Source organism: Streptomyces sp. VRA16 Mangrove soil (assembly GCF_017377775.1).
Lineage (GTDB): Bacteria > Actinomycetota > Actinomycetes > Streptomycetales > Streptomycetaceae > Streptomyces.
The window spans coordinates 1-17,052 of record NZ_JAFVLN010000011.1; the positions used below are offsets into that span (position 1 = coordinate 1).

General features: G+C 72.3%; 20 protein-coding genes. 12 read left to right on the plus strand and 8 right to left on the minus strand.

The window, feature by feature from the left end; genetic code table 11:
• Nucleotides 1–18: 18 nt before the first annotated feature.
• Nucleotides 19–867, minus strand: coding sequence for an AraC family transcriptional regulator (locus J3486_RS27005; protein ID WP_229378678.1), 849 nt, complete (start codon nucleotides 865–867; stop codon nucleotides 19–21).
• Nucleotides 868–916: 49 nt separating this feature from the next.
• On the opposite strand from J3486_RS27005, the gene J3486_RS27010 reads away from it, so the two are divergent.
• Nucleotides 917–1,360 (plus strand): DUF2000 domain-containing protein, encoded by a 444-nt coding sequence (locus J3486_RS27010; protein WP_229378679.1) that lies wholly within the window; start codon nucleotides 917–919, stop codon nucleotides 1,358–1,360.
• Nucleotides 1,361–1,367: 7 nt separating this feature from the next.
• Here the strand turns inward: J3486_RS27010 and J3486_RS27015 are convergent, their stop codons facing one another.
• On the minus strand, nucleotides 1,368–1,682 hold the full coding sequence (locus tag J3486_RS27015; protein WP_207824759.1) for an AzlD domain-containing protein: 315 nt from the start codon (nucleotides 1,680–1,682) through the stop codon (nucleotides 1,368–1,370).
• Nucleotides 1,679–2,404: an AzlC family ABC transporter permease gene (locus tag J3486_RS27020; protein WP_207824760.1), complete on the minus strand. Its 726-nt coding sequence runs from the start codon at nucleotides 2,402–2,404 to the stop codon at nucleotides 1,679–1,681. Before J3486_RS27020 ends, J3486_RS27015 begins: the two co-directional genes overlap by 4 nt.
• A 129-nt stretch (nucleotides 2,405–2,533) precedes the next feature.
• On the opposite strand from J3486_RS27020, the gene J3486_RS27025 reads away from it, so the two are divergent.
• The gene (locus J3486_RS27025; protein WP_207824762.1) at nucleotides 2,534–3,112 is read left to right on the plus strand and encodes a helix-turn-helix domain-containing protein; all 579 of its coding nucleotides are present in this window, start codon (nucleotides 2,534–2,536) and stop codon (nucleotides 3,110–3,112) included.
• A gap of 111 nt (nucleotides 3,113–3,223) precedes the next feature.
• Here J3486_RS27025 and J3486_RS27030 read toward each other — a convergent pair whose 3' ends face one another.
• On the minus strand, nucleotides 3,224–3,427 hold the full coding sequence (locus J3486_RS27030; RefSeq protein WP_006138897.1) for a cold-shock protein: 204 nt from the start codon (nucleotides 3,425–3,427) through the stop codon (nucleotides 3,224–3,226).
• Nucleotides 3,428–3,803: 376 nt separating this feature from the next.
• Here J3486_RS27030 and J3486_RS27035 point away from each other — a divergent pair, with 376 nt between their 5' ends.
• The 6 genes from J3486_RS27035 (at nucleotide 3,804) to J3486_RS27060 (ending at nucleotide 9,297) form a co-directional block, all read left to right on the plus strand.
• Nucleotides 3,804–4,598, plus strand: a complete 795-nt coding sequence (locus J3486_RS27035; protein WP_229378698.1) for a menaquinone biosynthesis protein — start codon at nucleotides 3,804–3,806, stop codon at nucleotides 4,596–4,598.
• 203 nt (nucleotides 4,599–4,801) lie between these two features.
• Nucleotides 4,802–6,475, plus strand: coding sequence for a serine/threonine-protein kinase (locus tag J3486_RS27040; protein ID WP_207824764.1), 1,674 nt, complete (start codon nucleotides 4,802–4,804; stop codon nucleotides 6,473–6,475).
• A 65-nt stretch (nucleotides 6,476–6,540) separates the two neighbouring features.
• Nucleotides 6,541–6,705 (plus strand): hypothetical protein, encoded by a 165-nt coding sequence (locus J3486_RS27045; RefSeq protein ID WP_207824766.1) that lies wholly within the window; start codon nucleotides 6,541–6,543, stop codon nucleotides 6,703–6,705.
• Between the two features lie 4 nt (nucleotides 6,706–6,709).
• Nucleotides 6,710–7,417 carry an A24 family peptidase gene (locus tag J3486_RS27050; protein ID WP_207824768.1) on the plus strand — a complete coding sequence of 236 codons (708 nt, stop codon included), beginning with the start codon at nucleotides 6,710–6,712 and terminating at the stop codon, nucleotides 7,415–7,417.
• A 69-nt stretch (nucleotides 7,418–7,486) separates the two neighbouring features.
• Nucleotides 7,487–8,686 carry a cyclic dehypoxanthinyl futalosine synthase gene (mqnC, locus tag J3486_RS27055; protein ID WP_207824770.1) on the plus strand — a complete coding sequence of 400 codons (1,200 nt, stop codon included), beginning with the start codon at nucleotides 7,487–7,489 and terminating at the stop codon, nucleotides 8,684–8,686.
• A gap of 14 nt (nucleotides 8,687–8,700) precedes the next feature.
• Nucleotides 8,701–9,297, plus strand: coding sequence for a hypothetical protein (locus J3486_RS27060; RefSeq protein ID WP_207824772.1), 597 nt, complete (start codon nucleotides 8,701–8,703; stop codon nucleotides 9,295–9,297).
• Between the two features lie 32 nt (nucleotides 9,298–9,329).
• Here J3486_RS27060 and J3486_RS27065 read toward each other — a convergent pair whose 3' ends face one another.
• Nucleotides 9,330–9,770, minus strand: a complete 441-nt coding sequence (locus J3486_RS27065) for a hypothetical protein (RefSeq protein WP_207824774.1) — start codon at nucleotides 9,768–9,770, stop codon at nucleotides 9,330–9,332.
• Nucleotides 9,771–9,861: 91 nt separating this feature from the next.
• On the opposite strand from J3486_RS27065, the gene J3486_RS27070 reads away from it, so the two are divergent.
• Both J3486_RS27070 and J3486_RS44395 read left to right on the plus strand, forming a co-directional pair.
• Nucleotides 9,862–10,551, plus strand: coding sequence for a demethylmenaquinone methyltransferase (locus J3486_RS27070; protein ID WP_207824777.1), 690 nt, complete (start codon nucleotides 9,862–9,864; stop codon nucleotides 10,549–10,551).
• Between the two features lie 204 nt (nucleotides 10,552–10,755).
• Nucleotides 10,756–13,320, plus strand: coding sequence for a zinc-ribbon domain-containing protein (locus tag J3486_RS44395; protein WP_267878240.1), 2,565 nt, complete (start codon nucleotides 10,756–10,758; stop codon nucleotides 13,318–13,320).
• On the opposite strand, the gene J3486_RS27080 is transcribed toward J3486_RS44395, so the two are convergent.
• The gene (locus J3486_RS27080; protein WP_229378702.1) at nucleotides 13,304–13,597 is read right to left on the minus strand and encodes a serine/threonine kinase; all 294 of its coding nucleotides are present in this window, start codon (nucleotides 13,595–13,597) and stop codon (nucleotides 13,304–13,306) included. The two genes, J3486_RS44395 and J3486_RS27080, sit on opposite strands and share 17 nt — an antisense overlap.
• 174 nt (nucleotides 13,598–13,771) lie before the next feature.
• Complete coding sequence (locus J3486_RS27085) at nucleotides 13,772–14,281, minus strand: GNAT family N-acetyltransferase (RefSeq protein ID WP_207824779.1); 510 nt, start codon at nucleotides 14,279–14,281, stop codon at nucleotides 13,772–13,774.
• A gap of 143 nt (nucleotides 14,282–14,424) precedes the next feature.
• On the opposite strand from J3486_RS27085, the gene J3486_RS27090 reads away from it, so the two are divergent.
• Together J3486_RS27090 and J3486_RS27095 are read left to right on the plus strand one after the other, a co-directional pair.
• Nucleotides 14,425–15,780 (plus strand): geranylgeranyl reductase family protein, encoded by a 1,356-nt coding sequence (locus tag J3486_RS27090; protein WP_374194776.1) that lies wholly within the window; start codon nucleotides 14,425–14,427, stop codon nucleotides 15,778–15,780.
• Between the two features lie 37 nt (nucleotides 15,781–15,817).
• Entirely contained in the window at nucleotides 15,818–16,144 is a 327-nt protein-coding gene (locus tag J3486_RS27095) for a putative quinol monooxygenase (protein ID WP_207824780.1), read from the plus strand.
• A 95-nt stretch (nucleotides 16,145–16,239) separates the two neighbouring features.
• On the opposite strand, the gene J3486_RS27100 is transcribed toward J3486_RS27095, so the two are convergent.
• Nucleotides 16,240–17,049: a C40 family peptidase gene (locus J3486_RS27100; RefSeq protein WP_207824782.1), complete on the minus strand. Its 810-nt coding sequence runs from the start codon at nucleotides 17,047–17,049 to the stop codon at nucleotides 16,240–16,242.
• Between the last annotated feature and the right edge of the window lie 3 nt (nucleotides 17,050–17,052).

Below are 17,052 nucleotides of genomic sequence, written 5' to 3' on the forward strand. Positions count from 1 at the left end.
CCCGCCCCCGCCCCCGCATCACCCACCGGGCAGACGGGAAGGTGAAGGCCCCCGGCCCCGCGCATACCGCCCCGGCGGCACCCCCACCACCCGCTTGAAGTGCCGCGTCAGATGCGACTGGTCGTAGAACCCGACGTCCACCGCCACGGCCCCGGCCGACTGCCCGGCCAGCAAGAGCCGCCGCGCCCGGTCCACCCGCCGCGCCATCAGGTACTGATGCGGAGCGATCCCGTACGCCGCGCTGAACGACCGCACCAGATGCGCCGGATGAGCACCCAGGGCCCCCGCCGCCTCCTCCAGCTCGACCCCCTCGACCACTCGCGCGTCGAGCAACTGCCGCAGCCGGTCGGCCAGTCGGCGGTCGGCAGCGGACCGCCCCGCCTCGACGAGTCCCGGTCGCAACCGCTCCCGCAGCCGCTCGCCCACGAGCGCGAGCCGCGCCGCCGCCTCCAGTTCGTCGCCGGGGCGGGCCAGTACCGTGTGCAGCTGCCCGATCCGGTGCCGCAGCAACGGATCGACCAGGTCGGGGGAGTCGGCGGCGGCCCCGACGTACGACGTGTCGAGAAGCCCGGACTCCGACGCCTCCAGATACAGGACGCGCTTGCGGAACCCGGCGGCCGTCGCCGCCTCGCCGTTGTGCGGGACACCGGGCGGCAGCAGCGAGACGGTGCCGAGCGGGGTGCCGTGCTCGTGCCGCTCCAGGTCGTAGCGGACCGCGCCCTCGTCGACGATCAGCAGCGTCCAGGTGTCGTGGACGTGCATGGGGTACGCGTGCTGCGTGAAGCGGGCGTGGAAGACCTCCGTGACGCCCTTGACCTGCGGGCGCCACGCGGTGATCTCCTCGGAGGGAGCGCTGCGGGCCGCCATGCAAAGAACGTACAAGACGAGGACCCGGCCCGCGCGGGAGTCTCGGACCATGAACACCGAGCCCCCTGCCGACCAGCAGCCCGTCCGCTTCGACACCAAGATCGCCGTCCTGCTCCGGGACGACCTGGAGACCTGGCAGCGCCTGAACGTCACCGCGTTCCTCGTCAGCGGCCTCGGCACCCAGGTCCCCGAAGTGATCGGCGCACCGTACGAGGACGCCGACGGCACCCCGTACCTGCCGATGTTCCGCCAGCCGGTACTGGTCTTCGAAGGCGGCAAGGAGACCCTGACCGCCGCCCACACGAAGGCCCTGCAACGGGCGCTGCCCCGCGCCGTGTTCACCGCCGACCTCTTCGCCACCGGCAACGACCGCGACAACCGCGCCGCGGTGAAGGCCGTCGGCTCCGGCGACCTGGACCTGGTCGGCATCGCCGTGCACGGCCCGAAGAACGCCGTCGACAAGATCCTCAAGGGCGCCCGTATGCATCCGTAGGCGACCGCTACGGAACCCCGGCGAGGCGCAGCAGCCCGGTGACCGCCGCCGCCCCCACGACCACCAGGGCGAACGGCGCCCGCCGCCACGCGAGCACCCCGCCCACGAGCACCCCGGCGGGCCGCGCCCACCCGGCGAACTCGTGCCCCGCCATCAGCGCCCCGGTGGCGAGCAGCGCGACGAGCAGCACGGTGGCGCCGCTCGTCAGCAACTCCTGCACCCGGTCCGGGAGTCGGACGCGGCCGTGCAGCAGCGGTCCGGCGAGCCGGAAGGCGTAGGTCCCGGCGGCGAGCACCAGGACGGCGGCCAGCTGCGCGTTCACACCGGCCTCCGGACGAGCGCCAGGCCCGCCAGTGCGAGCAGCACCGGCACCCCGGTCGGCAGGAACGGTGTCGCGGCGACCGCGATCACGGCCCCGGCCGCCGCGGCCCTGCGCACGCCGGAGCCGTCGCGCAGCGCGGGCAGCACGAGCGCGAGGAGCACGGCGGGGAAGGCGGCGTCGAGCCCGAACCGGTCCGTGTCGCCGAGCGCGCCGCCGGCGAGGGCGCCCGCCGCCACGCTCACGTTCCAGGCGACGAACAGCGAGATGCCCGAGAGCCAGAAGGCGGTGCGCCGCTTGCCCGGATCGCTCTGGGCGAGCACGAACGCGGCCGTCTCGTCGGTCACCAGATGCGCGCCCACAAGCCGCGCCGGCCAGGACCGCCCGAGCGTGTCGGCGACGGCCAGACTGAAGGCGGCGGTACGGGTGTTGAGCAGCAGCCCGGTCGCCGCCGCGGCCACGGGCCCGCCCCCGGCGGCCAGCACCCCCACCGCGCTGAACTGGGCGGACCCCGCGAACACCAGCAGCGACATCAGCACCGGCAGCCACACCGGAAGCCCGCCCGCGACGGCGATCGCGCCGAACGAGAGCCCCACGACACCGTCGGCGAGACAGACCAGGGCGACATCACGGATCAGCGGTCGATCGAGCACCCGTGCCCGGGGCGGCCGCGGCCTGCGCGACGTTCGCTCCAGGGGGTCGATCGTTCGGTGTAGCGAACGCATAAGGGCGAGCATGCGCGCACCGCCGTACGTTCGTCAAGCCGAACGCTAGTATCGACGTACCGAACGATGTGCCCGAGGCCCGAGGCCCGAGGCCCGTGCGCCGGGGTCGCCGATGGAGGAGCCGCAGCCATGACCGCCCAGCCGGACAGTCCCCGCAGCAACGGCCTGCCTCTCGACCGCATCGCCGCCGCCCTGCGCCGCGAACGCACCCGCGCCGGGTTCTCCCTCTCCGAGCTGGCCAAGCGCGCCGGCATCGCGAAGTCCACGCTCTCCCAGCTGGAGGCGGCGAACGGCAAGCCCGGCCTGGAGACGATGTGGGCGCTGAGCGTCGCCCTCGACGTGCCGCCGAGCACGCTCCTCGATCCGCCGCGCCCCGTCGTGCGGGTCGTCCGGGCGGGCCAGGGCCCGGCCGTCCCCTCCGAGGTGGCCGACTACACCGCGACCCTGCTCTCCGCGAGCCCGCCCGGCGCCCGCCGCGACCTCTACTTCCTCCAGGTGGAGCCGGGCAGCCCGCGCGACTCCGACCCGCACCACCCCGGCACCACCGAACACCTCGTCGTCGGCGCGGGCCGCGTCCTCGCCGGCCCGCAGGACGACCCCGTCGAACTCGGCCCCGGCGACTACCTCTCGTACCCCGGCGACCTCCCGCACACCTGCCGCGCCCTGGAGCCGGGCACCACCTGCGTCCTGGTCATGCAGCACACCTGACCGCGCCCGGACCAAAGGCGGCCGGGGCAAAAGGCAGGAGCCCCGCTGCCTTGCGGCGCGGGGCTCCTTGGGTACTGCACTCGGTTCCGGATCAAGCGATCAGGAGGAAGATCACATGGGGGTGACGTTCTCCGCCTGCGGGCCCTTCGGGCCCTGCGTGACGTCGAAGCTGACGGCCTGGTTCTCCTCGAGGGAGCGGAAGCCGTTCGCGTTGATCGCCGAGTAGTGGACGAAGACGTCCGGGCCGCCGCCCTCCTGGGCGATGAAGCCGAAGCCCTTTTCAGCGTTGAACCACTTCACGGTTCCGGTAGCCATAAGCCCTCCTATGGGCCAAAGGGTCGCCCTGCTCCAGAACCTGCAAATGCGCGAACAACTGCAAAAGTCTGAAAACGACGAGAGCCCGCGGTCACATGCTCCGCAGGCTCTGTACTGCAAGGGAAACCAAACTGCAACTTGCGGCGAGCCTAGCACGCAGGCAGCCGAAAGCAATAGAGGGCAAGATCACGTCACCCGGAGGTTTGACGAGTCTCGGATCCGGGTTGACACGGGAGCTCTTGGACCCGGAGCCTGCACCGTATCTCATGGGGTCTAGCCTCGCGATGTGGACAATTCTCCCGAGATCATCCCTGAGGCAGAGACGGCCGCGCGGCGCACCCGTCCGCGCGTGGGCCACATCCAGTTCCTGAACTGCATGCCCCTGTACTGGGGACTTGCCAGGACCGGTTCGCTGCTCGACTTCGAGCTCACGAAGGACACCCCGGAGAAGCTCAGCGAGCAGCTCGTGCAGGGTCATCTGGACATCGGTCCGATCACCCTCGTCGAATTCCTGAAGGCCGCCGACCAGCTGGTGGCCTTCCCCGACCTGGCCGTCGGCTGCGACGGGCCCGTCATGTCCTGCGTGATCGTCTCGCAGCTGCCCCTCGACCAGCTCGACGGGCGCCGCGTCGCCCTCGGCTCGACGTCGCGTACGTCGGTACGTCTCGCCCAGCTGCTGCTGGCCGAGCGCGTCGGCGTACAGCCGGACTACTACACGTGCCCGCCCGACCTCGGCCTGATGATGCAGGACGCGGAGGCGGCCGTGCTGATCGGGGACGCGGCGCTGCGCGCCAACCTGCACGACGCGCCGCGGCTCGGGCTCCAGGTGCACGATCTGGGCGCCATGTGGAAGGAGTGGACGGGCCTCCCGTTCGTCTTCGCCGTGTGGGCCGCGCGCAAGGACTACGCCGCGCGCGAGCCGGCGATCACCCGCCAGGTGCACGAGGCGTTCCTGTCCTCCCGCGACCTCTCCCTCGAAGAGGTCGGGAAGGTCGCCGAGCAGGCGGCGCGCTGGGAGGTGTTCGACGAGCGGATCCTGGAGGAGTACTTCACGACCCTCGACTTCCGCTTCGGGGCGTCGCAGCTGGAAGGCGTCACGGAGTTCGCGCGACGGGTCGGCGCGACCACCGGATTTCCCTCGGACGTGAAGGTCGAACTGCTCGGCCGCTGAGTGCCGGCGGGGTGTTCACCGGAATTCCGGCCCGGTACTTACGTACCGCTGTGTCCGCTCCATGGAATTCCGGTGAACACCGTTGCCGATTTCTCTGATGCGCAGGTGATATCGCGGTACGGCCAAGGCCATATGAGCCGCGATGCACAGGGCCTAGGCTGCTGGGGTGCGTGCCGTCTCGGGACCCGGGGGAGGTTGACAGCATGCAGCCGCTGCAGGCCGACGAACCGACGACGGTCGGCCCCTACCGCCTCCTGGGCCGCCTCGGACACGGCGGCATGGGCCGGGTCTACCTCGGCCGCAGCGCGGGCGGGCGCACCGTCGCCGTGAAGATCGTCCATCCGCACTTCGCGCTCGACGACGAGTTCCGGGCGCGCTTCCGGCGCGAGGTGGAGGCGGCGCGGCGGGTCGGCGGGGCGTGGACCGCGCCGGTGCTCGACGCGGACCCCGAGGCGCCGGTGCCGTGGGTGGCGACCGGGTACGTCGCGGGCCCCGCGCTCTCCCAGGCGGCCGGTCCCGGCCGGGTGCTGCCCGAGCACTCCGTACGGGTCCTGGGCGCGGGCCTCGCGGAGGCGCTGGCGGCGGTGCACGCCCTGGGCCTCGTCCACCGGGACGTGAAGCCCAGCAATGTCCTGCTGACCGTCGACGGTCCGCGCCTGATCGACTTCGGCATCGCCCGCGCCACCGACGGCACGGCCTCCCTCACCTCCACCGGCGTCTCCATCGGCTCGCCCGGCTACATGGCCCCCGAGCAGATCCTCGGCAAGGGTGTCACCGGTGCCTCCGACGTCTTCTCGCTGGGCGCGGTGCTCGCGTACGCGGCGACGGGGGAGTCCCCCTTCCCCGGGGACTCGTCGGCGGCGCTCCTCTACAAGGTCGTCCACGAGGAACCCGAACTGGGCGCCCTGGACGGCGAGGTGCGGGACGTGATCGCCGGGTGTCTGGCGAAGGAGGCGTCCGCCCGGCCCGCACCGGAGGAGGTGGCGCGCCGCCTGGCACCCGAAGGAGCGGGCCCACTCGTCGCGGCGGGCTGGCTGCCGGGGCGACTGGTCGAGCAGGTCTCGCGCAACGCCGTACGGCTCCTGGACCTGGAGGGCACCGATCCGGCGACGGGCCCGGTGGGCTTCAGCAGCCCCGCCGTCACGGTCACCCCCGCCGGCCCCGCGGGCGTCTTCGGCCCGCCGGACCCGGCCTACGCGGCGGTCCCGCAGCCACGCACCGAGCCACCGGCGGACGCCCCTGTCGAGGACGCCGGGCCCGGCCGTCTGAAGCTCTCCGTGACGGCGGCGTCGACCCCGGCGGCGGAGAACGGGCGAGGCCGCAGGGTGAGCTGCTCGGTGGCGCTGGCCGTGGCGGGCGCGCTCGCGGCGGTCACGGTGGGCGGGATCCTGGTGGTGAACATGCTGCCGGGGGGCTCCGGCGACCAGGGCGGGAGCGCCGACGGGGGACCGGCGCCGCAGTCGTCGGCCTCGGTCTCGGCCACCGCTTCGGCGTCCGCTCCGGAGACGGCGCAACCGGCCGGTGTCGTAGCGGAGTTCTACCTCGGCGTGTGGGAGGGCAAGGCCACGACCACGGAGCTGGGCGTCCAGTTCGACACCTACCGCGTCGAGTTGAAGCAGACGGCCGTCGGCAAGCGGCTCGGCACGGTGACCTCGACCGACATCACCGGCAACCGCTGCGTCGACGAACTGACCCTGAAGTCCGCCACCGCGAAGGAAGTGGTGGCCACCGGCAAGAAGGTCTCCGGCGACGACCTGAAGTGCGCGAGCGGCGCCAGCACCGTGCACCTCACCCGTGACGGATCGGGCCTCAAGTACACCTCTGAGTACCCTGACGCGGGCAATCCGACGGCGGACCTGAAGCGAGCGGAGCAGTAGCCCTGAAGCAGAACCACGCACGGCGCAACAGTCTCAAGTGGGCCGTTCTGATACCCGTTGCGGCGGTGACCGCCGGATTCCCGTGCCAGTACCCGTACGGAATGCTCTACGTCGGGGCGTTCGCCGCCCTCGCGGCGCTCGGCGTCGCCGCGACCCTCGTCGGCGGGGTCCGGCGCCGGGGCGGCAGCACGCCGGTGCCCGGCGGGAGTTCGGCCGTCGCGGCCGCCTGACGTGATGCCACTCATCGGGTCCCCCGCGACGCTGTCCACCGGCGCGCTGATCGCCGTCGCCACCCTCTGGGGCGCCGTCACCGGCGCCCTCCTGCCGCGCCCCGCGTACCGCCTCTCCGTCGAACCGGACGAACCCTGGCGGCCGGGACCCGGCTGGGCCGGGGTGCGGCCGGGGCCGCCCGCCCCGCTGCTCGCCGCCGTGACCGCGCTGGTGTGCGCCCTGCTCGCCGCCGCCACCGGCACCCGGCCCGAACTCGGCGCCTGGCTGCTGCTCGCGCCGCTCGGGGTGCTCCTGGCCACCGTCGACTTCGCCGTGCACCGGCTGCCCGATGTGCTGACCCTGCCGTTCGCGGTCCTGTGCGCGGGCGCGCTGGGGGTGGCAGCGCTGCTGCCCGAGCCGGGCGGGTCCTGGCGCTCGGCGGGGCTCGGCGCGCTCGGCATGGGCGCCTTCTATCTCGTCCTGCACCTCGCCAACAGCCGCGCCATGGGCTTCGGCGACGTGAAACTGGCCCTCGGTCTGGGCGCGGCGCTCGGCTGGTACGGGCTCGGCGTGCTGTTCATCGGCGTCTTCGCGGGCGTGCTCCTCAACGGCCTGTTCGCCCTCGTCCTCGTCGTCGCCCGGCGCGCCGGGCGCAAGACCGAGATCCCGTTCGGCCCGTTCATGCTCCTCGGGGCGTACGCGGGGGTTCTGCTGGGGGCCCTGGCCGCCTGACGTACGCTGAGAATTCAGCTCAGACTCGTACGCAGAGTCGTATTCGATCCTCCGAAAGGGGCCCGCCCGGTGACCGACAAGGCCGCGCTGCAGTCCGTCCTCGACCGCGCCGCCGCCGGCGGGCGCATCACCCCCGAAGAGGCGGTGGACCTCTACCGCGACGCCCCGCTGCACGCGCTGGGCGCCGCCGCCGACGCGATCCGGCGCCGCAAGTACGCGGGCATCGAGCACATCGCCACGTACATCATCGAGCGGAACATCAACTACACGAACGTGTGCGTCACGGCGTGCAAGTTCTGCGCCTTCTACGCGGCCCCGAAGGACACCAAGAAGGGCTGGACCCGCGACCTCGACGACATCCTGCGCCGCTGCGCGGAGACCGTGGAGCTGGGCGGCACCCAGATCATGTTCCAGGGCGGCCACCACCCGGACTACGGCGTCGAGTACTACGAGCACCACTTCTCGGCGATCAAGAAGGCGTTCCCGCAGCTCGTCATCCACAGCCTGGGCGCTTCGGAGGTCGAGCACATGGCCCGCATCTCCAAGGTCTCGGTCGAGGAGGCGATCCAGCGCATCCACGCCGCAGGACTCGACTCCTTCGCGGGCGCCGGCGCCGAGCTGCTGCCCGAGCGGCCGCGCAAGGCCATCGCCCCGCTGAAGGAGTCCGGCGAGCGCTGGCTGGAGATCATGGAGACGGCGCACCGCCTCGGCGTCGAGTCCACCTCGACCATGCTGATGGGCACCGGCGAGACGAACGCCGAGCGCATCGAGCACCTGCGCATGATCCGCGACACCCAGGACCGGACGGGCGGCTTCCGCGCCTTCATCCCGTACACGTACCAGCCGGAGAACAACCACCTCAAGGGCCGCACGCAGGCCACGCTCTTCGAGTATCTGCGCATGATCGCGATCGCCCGGATCTTCCTGGACAACGTCCAGCACATCCAGGGTTCCTGGCTGACCACGGGCAAGGAGGTCGGCCAGCTGTCGCTGCACTACGGCGCCGACGACCTCGGCTCGATCATGCTGGAGGAGAACGTCGTCTCCTCGGCCGGTGCCAAGCACCGCTCCAACCGCATGGAGATCATCGAGCTGATCCGCAAGGCGGGCCGCGTCCCCGCGCAGCGCGCGACCACGTACGAGCACCTCGTGGTGCACGACGACCCGGCGAACGACCCGGTCGACGACCGCGTCGTCTCCCACATCTCCTCGACCGCGATCGAGGGCGGCACGGCGCACCCCGAGCTCAAGCTCGTCTCCAGCAACTGAGCGCGCCCGTTCCTGTGCCGACCCTTCACGTCACCGAGGCCGACGGCTCGGCCGTCCTGGTCGACGGCGAGCGCGTCACGGCCCTCGGACCGTACGAGGAGCTGGCCGCCGCCCACCCGTCCGTACGGGTGCGGCGCTGGCCCGGCATCCTCACGCCGGGGCTGCTCAACCCGTACGGCCCGGAGATCCTGGAGCACACCTACCACCCCGATCCGCGCGAGGCCGACACGCTCGGCACCGTGCCGATCGGCGGTGAGCGGGCCCGCGAGATGTTCCGCGCGAACCCGTCGCTGCTCGGTCCGAGCGCCCGGCGCGGGGTGCAGCGGCTCTTCGCGCACGGCACGGTCGCCGTCGCGGGCGAGCTGCGCGCCAAGCCGGTCCTGGAGGCCGCCCAGCGCTCGGGCCTCGCGTTCGCGGCCCGCCCGCAGGCCCTGCCGGGACCGGTCTCCCTCTCGCCGAAGCCGCTGGTCCTGCTGCCGGCTCTCACCGTGGGCGGGCCCGCGCGGTTCGCCGTCTTCGACGTGGCCGACCGGGAGGACCTGGTGCGGCGCGGGGCGGGCACGTGTGTGGCGACCGTGATCGGCGGGCGACTGGTGTACCGCGGGCGCTGAGCGGGTTCGGCCGCGACCGGTCACGGTGTCGGTCAGCGCCGACGCACGACGAGCAGACAGTCGACTGCCTCGCCGGGCCGGGAGGCGCAGGTCCCGGCGGACGTGGGGACGGCGGGCGGGGTGCCGACGCCCGCCCCGTCGCGGAAGCAGCCGTCGGAGTCGTAGAAGTCGCCGGAGTCGTAGGAGTCGGGGGTGCCGTCCTTCGGATTCGGGCACTCCACGCCCGGATACGCGTCGATCCGGGAACAGCCGATGACGACCTTGCCGTCGGGCCCCGGGCTCGGCAGTGGGCTCGGTGTCGTGCAGCCCTCCGGCAGGCCGCCCGCCGCCGGTGACGACGTCCCCGGCCGCGGAGGCGCCCCGTCCGTCGGCTCGACCCCGCCGCCCAGTGCCTGCGTCGCCGCCCAGCCGCCCACGGCCAGCACCAGCCAGATCCCGGCCACGCCGGCCCGGACCCGTCGTCGCGTCGCCAACTCGTCCACCCCCATGATCGGTTCGCTCGCGCCCGCATCCTAGGAGGTACCGGTCGGCCGGTCGAAGGGGGCGGGCTGACACAATGACCCGGTGACCCGTGCATCCCTGGACAAGCAGCCCCACGAAGTCGCCTCGATGTTCGACGACGTCGCGGAGAAGTACGACCTCACCAACGACGTGCTGTCCCTGGGGCAGGCGCGGCTGTGGCGGAAGGAAGTGGCCAAGGCCGTCGACGCCCGGCCCGCGCAGAAGATCCTGGACCTCGCCGCCGGCACCGCCACCTCCTCGCAGCCCTTCGCGCAGGCCGGCGCCTACGTCGTGCCCTGCGACTTCTCCCTCGGCATGCTGCGGGTCGGCAAGCAGCGCCACCCCTGGATGCCGTTCACGGCCGGTGACGGCACCAAGCTGCCGTTCAAGAACGACACCTTCGACGCCGTCACCATCTCCTTCGGCCTGCGCAACATCCAGGACACCGACCAGGCGCTGCGCGAGCTGTACCGGGTGACGAAGCCGGGCGGCCGGGTCGTGATCTGCGAGTTCAGCCACCCCACGCTCGCGCCGCTGCGCACCGTCTACACCGAGTACCTGATGCGCGCCCTGCCGCCCGTCGCGCGCGCCGTCTCCTCGAACCCGGACGCGTACGTGTACCTCGCCGAGTCGATCCGCGCCTGGCCCACCCAGCCGGAGCTCGCCGCCCGCCTCCAGGGCGCGGGCTGGTCCAAGGTCGCCTGGCGCAACCTCACGGGCGGCATCGTCGCCCTGCACCGCGGCATCAAGTAGGTGACCCGCCGGTAGGGCCTGGGTACGGGTGCTCAGGCCCGTACCCACGTACGTGTAACGGTTCAACTTCTCTGCGCATCAAGGGCGTTGGAGGGAACCGGAGCGGCGGGAAGATGTGTCCGTTGAGTGCGTGGTGACGCCTCGTGACGGGGCGGCAGCCATGCGTCCCCGGATCACGTCCCCAGATCATCGCGGAGCACCCTGATGACGCCGTTCTGCCCGCACTGTGGAGCCGAGGCTCCAGAAGAGGCCCGTTTCTGCATGAGATGCGGGCGGGAGCGCCCCGGCCCGGCGGGCGGGTCCGGGGCCGCGCCCGTGCCGCCCGTCCCCACCGGGCCACCGGGCGCCCCGCCGCCGCCTGAATTCCCGCCACCGGCCGCCGACCGGCCGCCCGCCTTCCCGCCACAGTCGGCCCACCAGCCGCCCCCGCCCGGATACGCGCCCCAGCCCGTCGGCCCCGCTCAGCCGTCGCCCGTCGGCGCCTTCTTCGGCAGGGCCTTCCGCGGGGACTGGGCGGGCGCCGCCCAGGCCGCGCTGTGGCCCGTCGGACTGCTCCTCGTCGGCGCCGTCGCCCTCGCGATACCCGGCTACGGCCAGGACGCGGGCTCCGGGGACTTCGTCGGCTTCGGCGACCGGCTGCGGGTCGCCCTGACCGCACTCATGCACGGGCTCGGCGGCAGCTTCGAGGTGACGTCGGCCGGCAGCGGCTCCGCCGTGTTCGGCGACTCCTCCGGCGGCACGCAGAGCGGTTCCGTCGAACTCTCCATGCCGCCCCTGATGGTGGCCGTGCTCTGGTGCGTGGCCCTGCTGATCGGCGTACGGATGCTGCGCACGCGCATGCTCAACTCGCCGCAGGTACAAGGGCAGTGGGGGCCGCCGCCGGCCCGCACCCTCGGCCTGGAGGCCGCGGTCCGGGTCGGCCTGCTCGCGATGGCGGGCACGGTCGTGCTCGCGCTGTTCGGGCAGCCGACGATCCAGCAGGTCGAGTTCCACTCCAACCCGTTCCTGGTGGCCCTGTGCACGCTGGCGCTCGGCATGGCCGTCACCGTCGCGGTGTTCCAGCGGTCCGACATCGCGCAGTGGCTCGCGGTGCGCCCCGGCGTCGCCGCCGCGAGCCGCGCCTTCGGCTCCGCGGTGCGGGCGCTGGCCTGGGTGCTGCCGCTGATCCTCGTGGCGGCCTTCGTGGTCGGCATCATCACCGACGACGGCAGCGGCAACAGCGACGTGGAGGACGCCACCGGCGGCGACCTCGCCGCGGGCATCGTGCTGCTCCTGCTCTACCTGCCCAACCTGGCCCTGACCGGCCTGGGCTTCGTGTGGGGCGCGCCGGTCGACGTGGACGCGCGCGGATCGGGCTTCAGCGGCTCCGGGTACACGCACGATTCCTACGGCCTCGAACAGCTCGGCGACGACGTCAACAGCGGCGCCGTCATCGGTGTGCTGGCGTTCGGCCTCGTGCTCGCGCTGCTGGTCGGCGTCCTCATCGCCCGCCGCTCACGGGACCGCCGCGAACTCTTCCTGGGCGGCGGCTTCTTCTACGCGCTCGTCCTCGTCCTGGGCGCCCTGTCCGGGTTCTCCATGACGGGCTCGGGCGGTCTCGCCGACGACGTCTCCTTCGCGGGCACCAGCGAGGGCGGGCTGAGCATGCCCGACCTGCTGCTGTTCGGGCTGCTGTGGGTGGGCGGCGGCGTCTTCCTCGCGCCGTACCTGCTGCGCCTCGCCGGCTTCGACAACGGGCTGCTGAAGGGCGCGGCGTACCCGGCCGCCGCGGGAGCCCCGGATTTCGGTACGGGGCCGCAGGCTCTGCCCCCGGCGGGCAGCCCTACGGCCCCACCCTCCCCGGACATCCCCAACCTCCCTACGGAGACGGGGGGTTCGCGGGCCCCCGTCCCGGGCCCGGCTCCCACCCCGGGCCCGGCCCCGGCAGCGGCCCCGGCCCCGGTCCCGGCCCCGGCCCCGGCCCCGGTCCCGGACCCTGGGGCTGACGCGTACGACCCGCACACCGTCCATCTCGCCCCGCCGCCGCCCGCCACGGCCCAGGGACCCAAGCGGCGCGTGGGCGTCTGGGTCGCCACCCTGCTCGGCGCCTTCGTCATCGGCGGCGGCGCGGCGGCCGGTGTACTGCTGCTCCAGGACGACGGCAACGGCGGCCAGGACGACGCCAAGGACAACAAGCCGGCCGCGGCCCGCACCGAGGCGACACCGCAGCCGTCCGACGACGCGTCCGGTGACGTGTCCGAAGACGGGGCCGACGGCGCGTCCGCCTCGGCGAGCCCGGACGCCGCGGGCCCCTCGGAGACGCCCGAGGTCCCCGAGGGCTACCACCAGGTCGTCGACGCGAAGGGCTTCTCCTTCGTCGTCCCCGACGTCTGGGACCGCGAGGGCGTCGACGCGAGCGGCACGCAGGTCACGTACGCGGGCAGCACCGGCATGGAGGAGTACCTCATCGGTGTGATCCCGAACGCCGACTACACCTCGTACGACAACCTCCTGAACCTGGAGGCGCACGCGAAGAAGGACAAGAAGAAGGCGAACTACCAGCGCGTCCGCCTGGAGAAGAACACCTTCCAGGGGCGTCCGGGCGCCCTGTGGGAGTACACGTACGAGGACGGGGCCGGACAGACCGTGCACGGCATCGACCAGTCGTACATCGCCGCGGACGGCACCGAGTACGCCATCTTGCTGACCGGCAAGGACGACGTCTGGTCCGATCTCCAGGAGACCTACCGGATCGGCCTCGACTCGTGGCGGCTCACGGACACGGAGTGAACGGCACGACGGGCTCCGGGGGTTCATCGAGCTCCCGGCGCATGCCGCCGCCCCGCGGGCCCGGCTCGCGGGGCTCGCGCACGCCCGCGCCACCGCCGCCCTCGCCCTCCCCGAAGTCGAACCAGACCGTCACGACCGCGTCCAGAGGGATCTCCACGCCGGGCAACGGGTACTGCCGCACCACGTAGTCCACGGCAGCCTCGTCGAGCGAGGGACGGTCCGCGGCGGTCAGCCGCAGGCCGTGCGCCGCCGCCGTGGCCCCGGCGTCGAGCGCCATGAGCCCGACGAACTTCGGCACATGGACTTCGGGTGTGTCGGGAGTCCTGGGTGTCTTGGGCGTCTTCGGCACAGATGTCACCCCCTGGCGGTACCGGAAGGGTAACTCCGCGCGCGGCGACCGGAAAGGGCCCGCAGCGGGCGCCCTTCCCGGTCCACGCGGTGCCGCCGGTGCCTACAGAACCAGCCGGAAACAGTGCCCCTGCCGACCGGTCGGCGTCACGAACGTCTCCTCCAGCTCCATGCCGAGGCGCCGCGTCACCGCGATCGAGCGGGCGTTCCTGGCGTCGACCATGGCGACGACGCTGCCGAGCCCCGCGGCCCGCACCCGGTCGAGGGTGGCCAGGGCGGCGGCCGTCGCATAGCCCTTGCCCCAGTAGGACCGGCCGAGCCGCCAGCCGATCTCGACCTCGCCGACCGGACCCCACGCGTGCCGCCAGGGCTGCGCGCCGGTGAACCCCATGACCTCCCCCTCCTCGTTGAGGAGGGACCACAGGCAGTAGCCGAGCTCCGCGTCGTGCATCCGCTGCCGCGCCGTCGCCTCGTGGTGCACGGACAGCTCGGACGCCGCGCTGCGGCCACCGAGGAACTCCATGACCTCCGGGTCGTCGAAGACCCGGTGCCAGGCGAAGGCGTCCTCATGGGTGGGAACACGCAGATCCACGGCGGGGAGAGTTCGGGTCATGGGCTGGCCCTTCGGCTGGGAGATCGATATCGCTGAATAGACTGCCCATGTCCGTGCCCGCAGGCACACCGTTTTCGAGTCCACCGTTGTACGAGTCCACCGTTGTACGAGCCCACCGTTTTCGAGCCTGGGGAGACCCCGCCGTGACCGAGCAGCCCAAACCCCTCTCCGAGAGCACCGAGAACACCGAGAACACCAAGGGCGCCGCGCCCACCGACATCACGGAGAACACGGCTGACGTCATCGTCGTCGGTGCCGGCCCCGCCGGTTCGACGACCGCCTACTACCTGGCGAAGGCGGGCCTGGACGTCCTGCTCCTGGAGAAGACGGCGTTCCCGCGAGAGAAGGTGTGCGGTGACGGTCTGACCCCGCGCGCCACCAAGCAGCTCGTCTCCATGGGCATCGACATCTCCGAGGAAGCGGGCTGGCTGCGCAACAAGGGCCTGCGCATCATCGGCGGCGGCGTCCGCCTCCAGCTGGACTGGCCGGACCTCGCCTCCTACCCGGACTACGGACTGGTCCGCAAGCGTGACGACTTCGACGAGCAGCTCGCCCGGCAGGCGCAGAAGGCGGGCGCGCGGCTGTACGAGCAGTGCAACGTCGGCGCCCCGATCGTCGACGACCGCACCGGCCGCATCACGGGCGTGCACGCCAAGCTCGGTGACGCCGGCGAGAAGCGTGACGTCACCTTCCACGCGCCGCTCGTCGTCGCGGCCGACGGCAACTCCACCCGGCTCTCCCTGGCGATGGGCCTGCACCGCCGGGAGGACCGCCCGATGGGTGTCGCGGTGCGCACGTACTTCGAGTCGCCGCGCCACGACGACGACTACCTGGAGTCCTGGCTGGAGCTGTGGGACCGCCGCGGCCCCGGCGAGGACCGGCTCCTTCCCGGCTACGGCTGGATCTTCGGCATGGGCGACGGCACGTCCAACGTCGGCCTCGGCATCCTCAACTCCTCCAAGGCATTCCGCGAGTTGGACTGGCGCGAGGTCCTCAAGGCGTGGTGCGCGTCGATGCCGGAGGACTGGGGCTACACCCCGGAGAACATGACGATGCCGATCCGCGGCGCCGCCCTCCCCATGGCCTTCAACCGCCAGCCGCACTACACCAAGGGCCTGCTCCTGGTCGGCGACGCGGGCGGCCTCGTCAACCCGTTCAACGGCGAAGGCATCGCGTACGCCATGGAGTCCGGGCAGCTCGCCGCCGACGTCATCGTGCAGGCGCACGCCCGCCCGACCCACACGAGCCGCGAACTCGCCCTCCAGCGCTACCCGCAGATCCTCAAGGACACCTACGGCGGCTACTACACGCTGGGCCGTGCCTTCGTGAAGCTCATCGGCAACCCGAAGGTCATGAAGATCGCGACGCAGCGCGGTCTGACCCACCCGATGCTGATGAAGTTCACCCTGAAGATGCTCGCCAACCTGACGGACCCGTCGGGCGGCGACGCCATGGACCGCATCATCAACGGTCTGAGCAAGGTCGCGCCGAAGGCCTGACTTTGCCGGGCCAGGGGGCTCGGGGCAGGCTGGAGGCATGATTTTCATCGCCGTGAAGTTCACCGTCCGCCCCGAGCACACCGACTCCTGGCTGGAGAAGACCGCCGCGTTCACCGCCGCGACCCGCGCCGAGGAGGGCAATCTCTTCTTCGACTGGTCGCGCAGCGTCGAGGACCCGAACCAGTTCGTCCTCCTGGAAGGGTTCCGGGACGGTGACGCGGGCGCCGCGCACGTCGGCTCCGACCACTTCAAGGCGGGCCTCGCCGCCATGGCGCCGCTCATCGCCGCCACCCCCGAGATCATCAACGCCGACATCCCGAACGAGGACTGGGGCCCGATGGGCGAACTCGCGCCGCAGAGCTGAGCCGCCGGCCACCCGGGTACGACGAAGGCCGCCTCACCCCGCTGGGGGAAAGGCGGCCTTCGCCATGTCGTGCAGAGCTCTCGGTCGTGCAGGACTCAGAGGACGCGGACCGCGCCGCTGGCCGGGTAGCCGGACAGGTCCTGGATGACAACGCCCTTGGAGGGGTTGGCGGCGTCCAGGTACTGGCCGTTACCGATGTAGACGCCGACGTGGTACGCCGAGCCCGCACCGCCCCAGTACAGGATGTCGCCGACCTGGATGTTGGAGAGCGAGACCGCGGTGCCCTGGGTCGACTGCTCCTGCGAGGTGCGCGGGAGGTCGACACCGGCCTGCTTGAACGCGGCCTGGACGAGACCGGAGCAGTCCCACGAGTTGGGGCCCGTGCCGCCCATCACGTACGCGTCGCCGACCTGAGCCTTCAGGAAGCTGATGACAGAGGCGACAGAGCCGCTGGCGGGGGCGCTGGCGGTCTGCGTGGTGGCGGAGAGGGTGGTGCGCTCGCTGGAGCGGGAGGCGGCCTTCTCGGCGGCCTCACGCTCGGCCTTGGCCTTGGCGGCGGCCTCGGCCTTCTTCTTGGCCTCAGCCTTCTTCTCCGCCTCGGCCTGGTCCTTCTTGGCCTGGTCCGCGGCCTTGGCGAAGGCCTCGTCACGCTCCGCCTGGAGCTGGTAGTTGGCCGCGGCCTGCTGGGTGGCGTCAGCGGACTGGGCGACCTGCGTGGACAGATCGGCGGTGAGCGTGGGCAGTTCGATCGTCTGCGTCACGGGCTCGGCAGCGTTCGCCGCACCGGACGCACCAGCCACTGCCAGGGTGCTGAGGACGCCACCGGTAACTCCGGCGCGCAGGGCCATCTTCGAGGCGCTGCGACGGGGCTTCCGGTGGCTGGGTATGTGAGCGGTGTGGGACATGAG

What these genes read in the sequence shown, in the direction of transcription:
- J3486_RS27005 (WP_229378678.1), bottom strand. Translation starts at nt 867, where the DNA reads ATGGCGGCCCGCAGCGCTCCCTCCGAGGAGATCACCGCGTGGCGCCCG.
- J3486_RS44395 (WP_267878240.1), top strand. Translation starts at nt 10,756, where the DNA reads ATGACGCCGTTCTGCCCGCACTGTGGAGCCGAGGCTCCAGAAGAGGCC.
- J3486_RS27040 (WP_207824764.1), top strand. Translation starts at nt 4,802, where the DNA reads ATGCAGCCGCTGCAGGCCGACGAACCGACGACGGTCGGCCCCTACCGC.
- J3486_RS27010 (WP_229378679.1), top strand. Translation starts at nt 917, where the DNA reads ATGAACACCGAGCCCCCTGCCGACCAGCAGCCCGTCCGCTTCGACACC.
- J3486_RS27100 (WP_207824782.1), bottom strand. Translation starts at nt 17,049, where the DNA reads ATGTCCCACACCGCTCACATACCCAGCCACCGGAAGCCCCGTCGCAGC.
- J3486_RS27035 (WP_229378698.1), top strand. Translation starts at nt 3,804, where the DNA reads ATGCCCCTGTACTGGGGACTTGCCAGGACCGGTTCGCTGCTCGACTTC.
- J3486_RS27025 (WP_207824762.1), top strand. Translation starts at nt 2,534, where the DNA reads ATGACCGCCCAGCCGGACAGTCCCCGCAGCAACGGCCTGCCTCTCGAC.
- J3486_RS27020 (WP_207824760.1), bottom strand. Translation starts at nt 2,404, where the DNA reads ATGCGTTCGCTACACCGAACGATCGACCCCCTGGAGCGAACGTCGCGC.
- J3486_RS27050 (WP_207824768.1), top strand. Translation starts at nt 6,710, where the DNA reads ATGCCACTCATCGGGTCCCCCGCGACGCTGTCCACCGGCGCGCTGATC.
- J3486_RS27095 (WP_207824780.1), top strand. Translation starts at nt 15,818, where the DNA reads ATGATTTTCATCGCCGTGAAGTTCACCGTCCGCCCCGAGCACACCGAC.
- J3486_RS27085 (WP_207824779.1), bottom strand. Translation starts at nt 14,281, where the DNA reads ATGACCCGAACTCTCCCCGCCGTGGATCTGCGTGTTCCCACCCATGAG.
- J3486_RS27080 (WP_229378702.1), bottom strand. Translation starts at nt 13,597, where the DNA reads ATGGCGCTCGACGCCGGGGCCACGGCGGCGGCGCACGGCCTGCGGCTG.
- J3486_RS27030 (WP_006138897.1), bottom strand. Translation starts at nt 3,427, where the DNA reads ATGGCTACCGGAACCGTGAAGTGGTTCAACGCTGAAAAGGGCTTCGGC.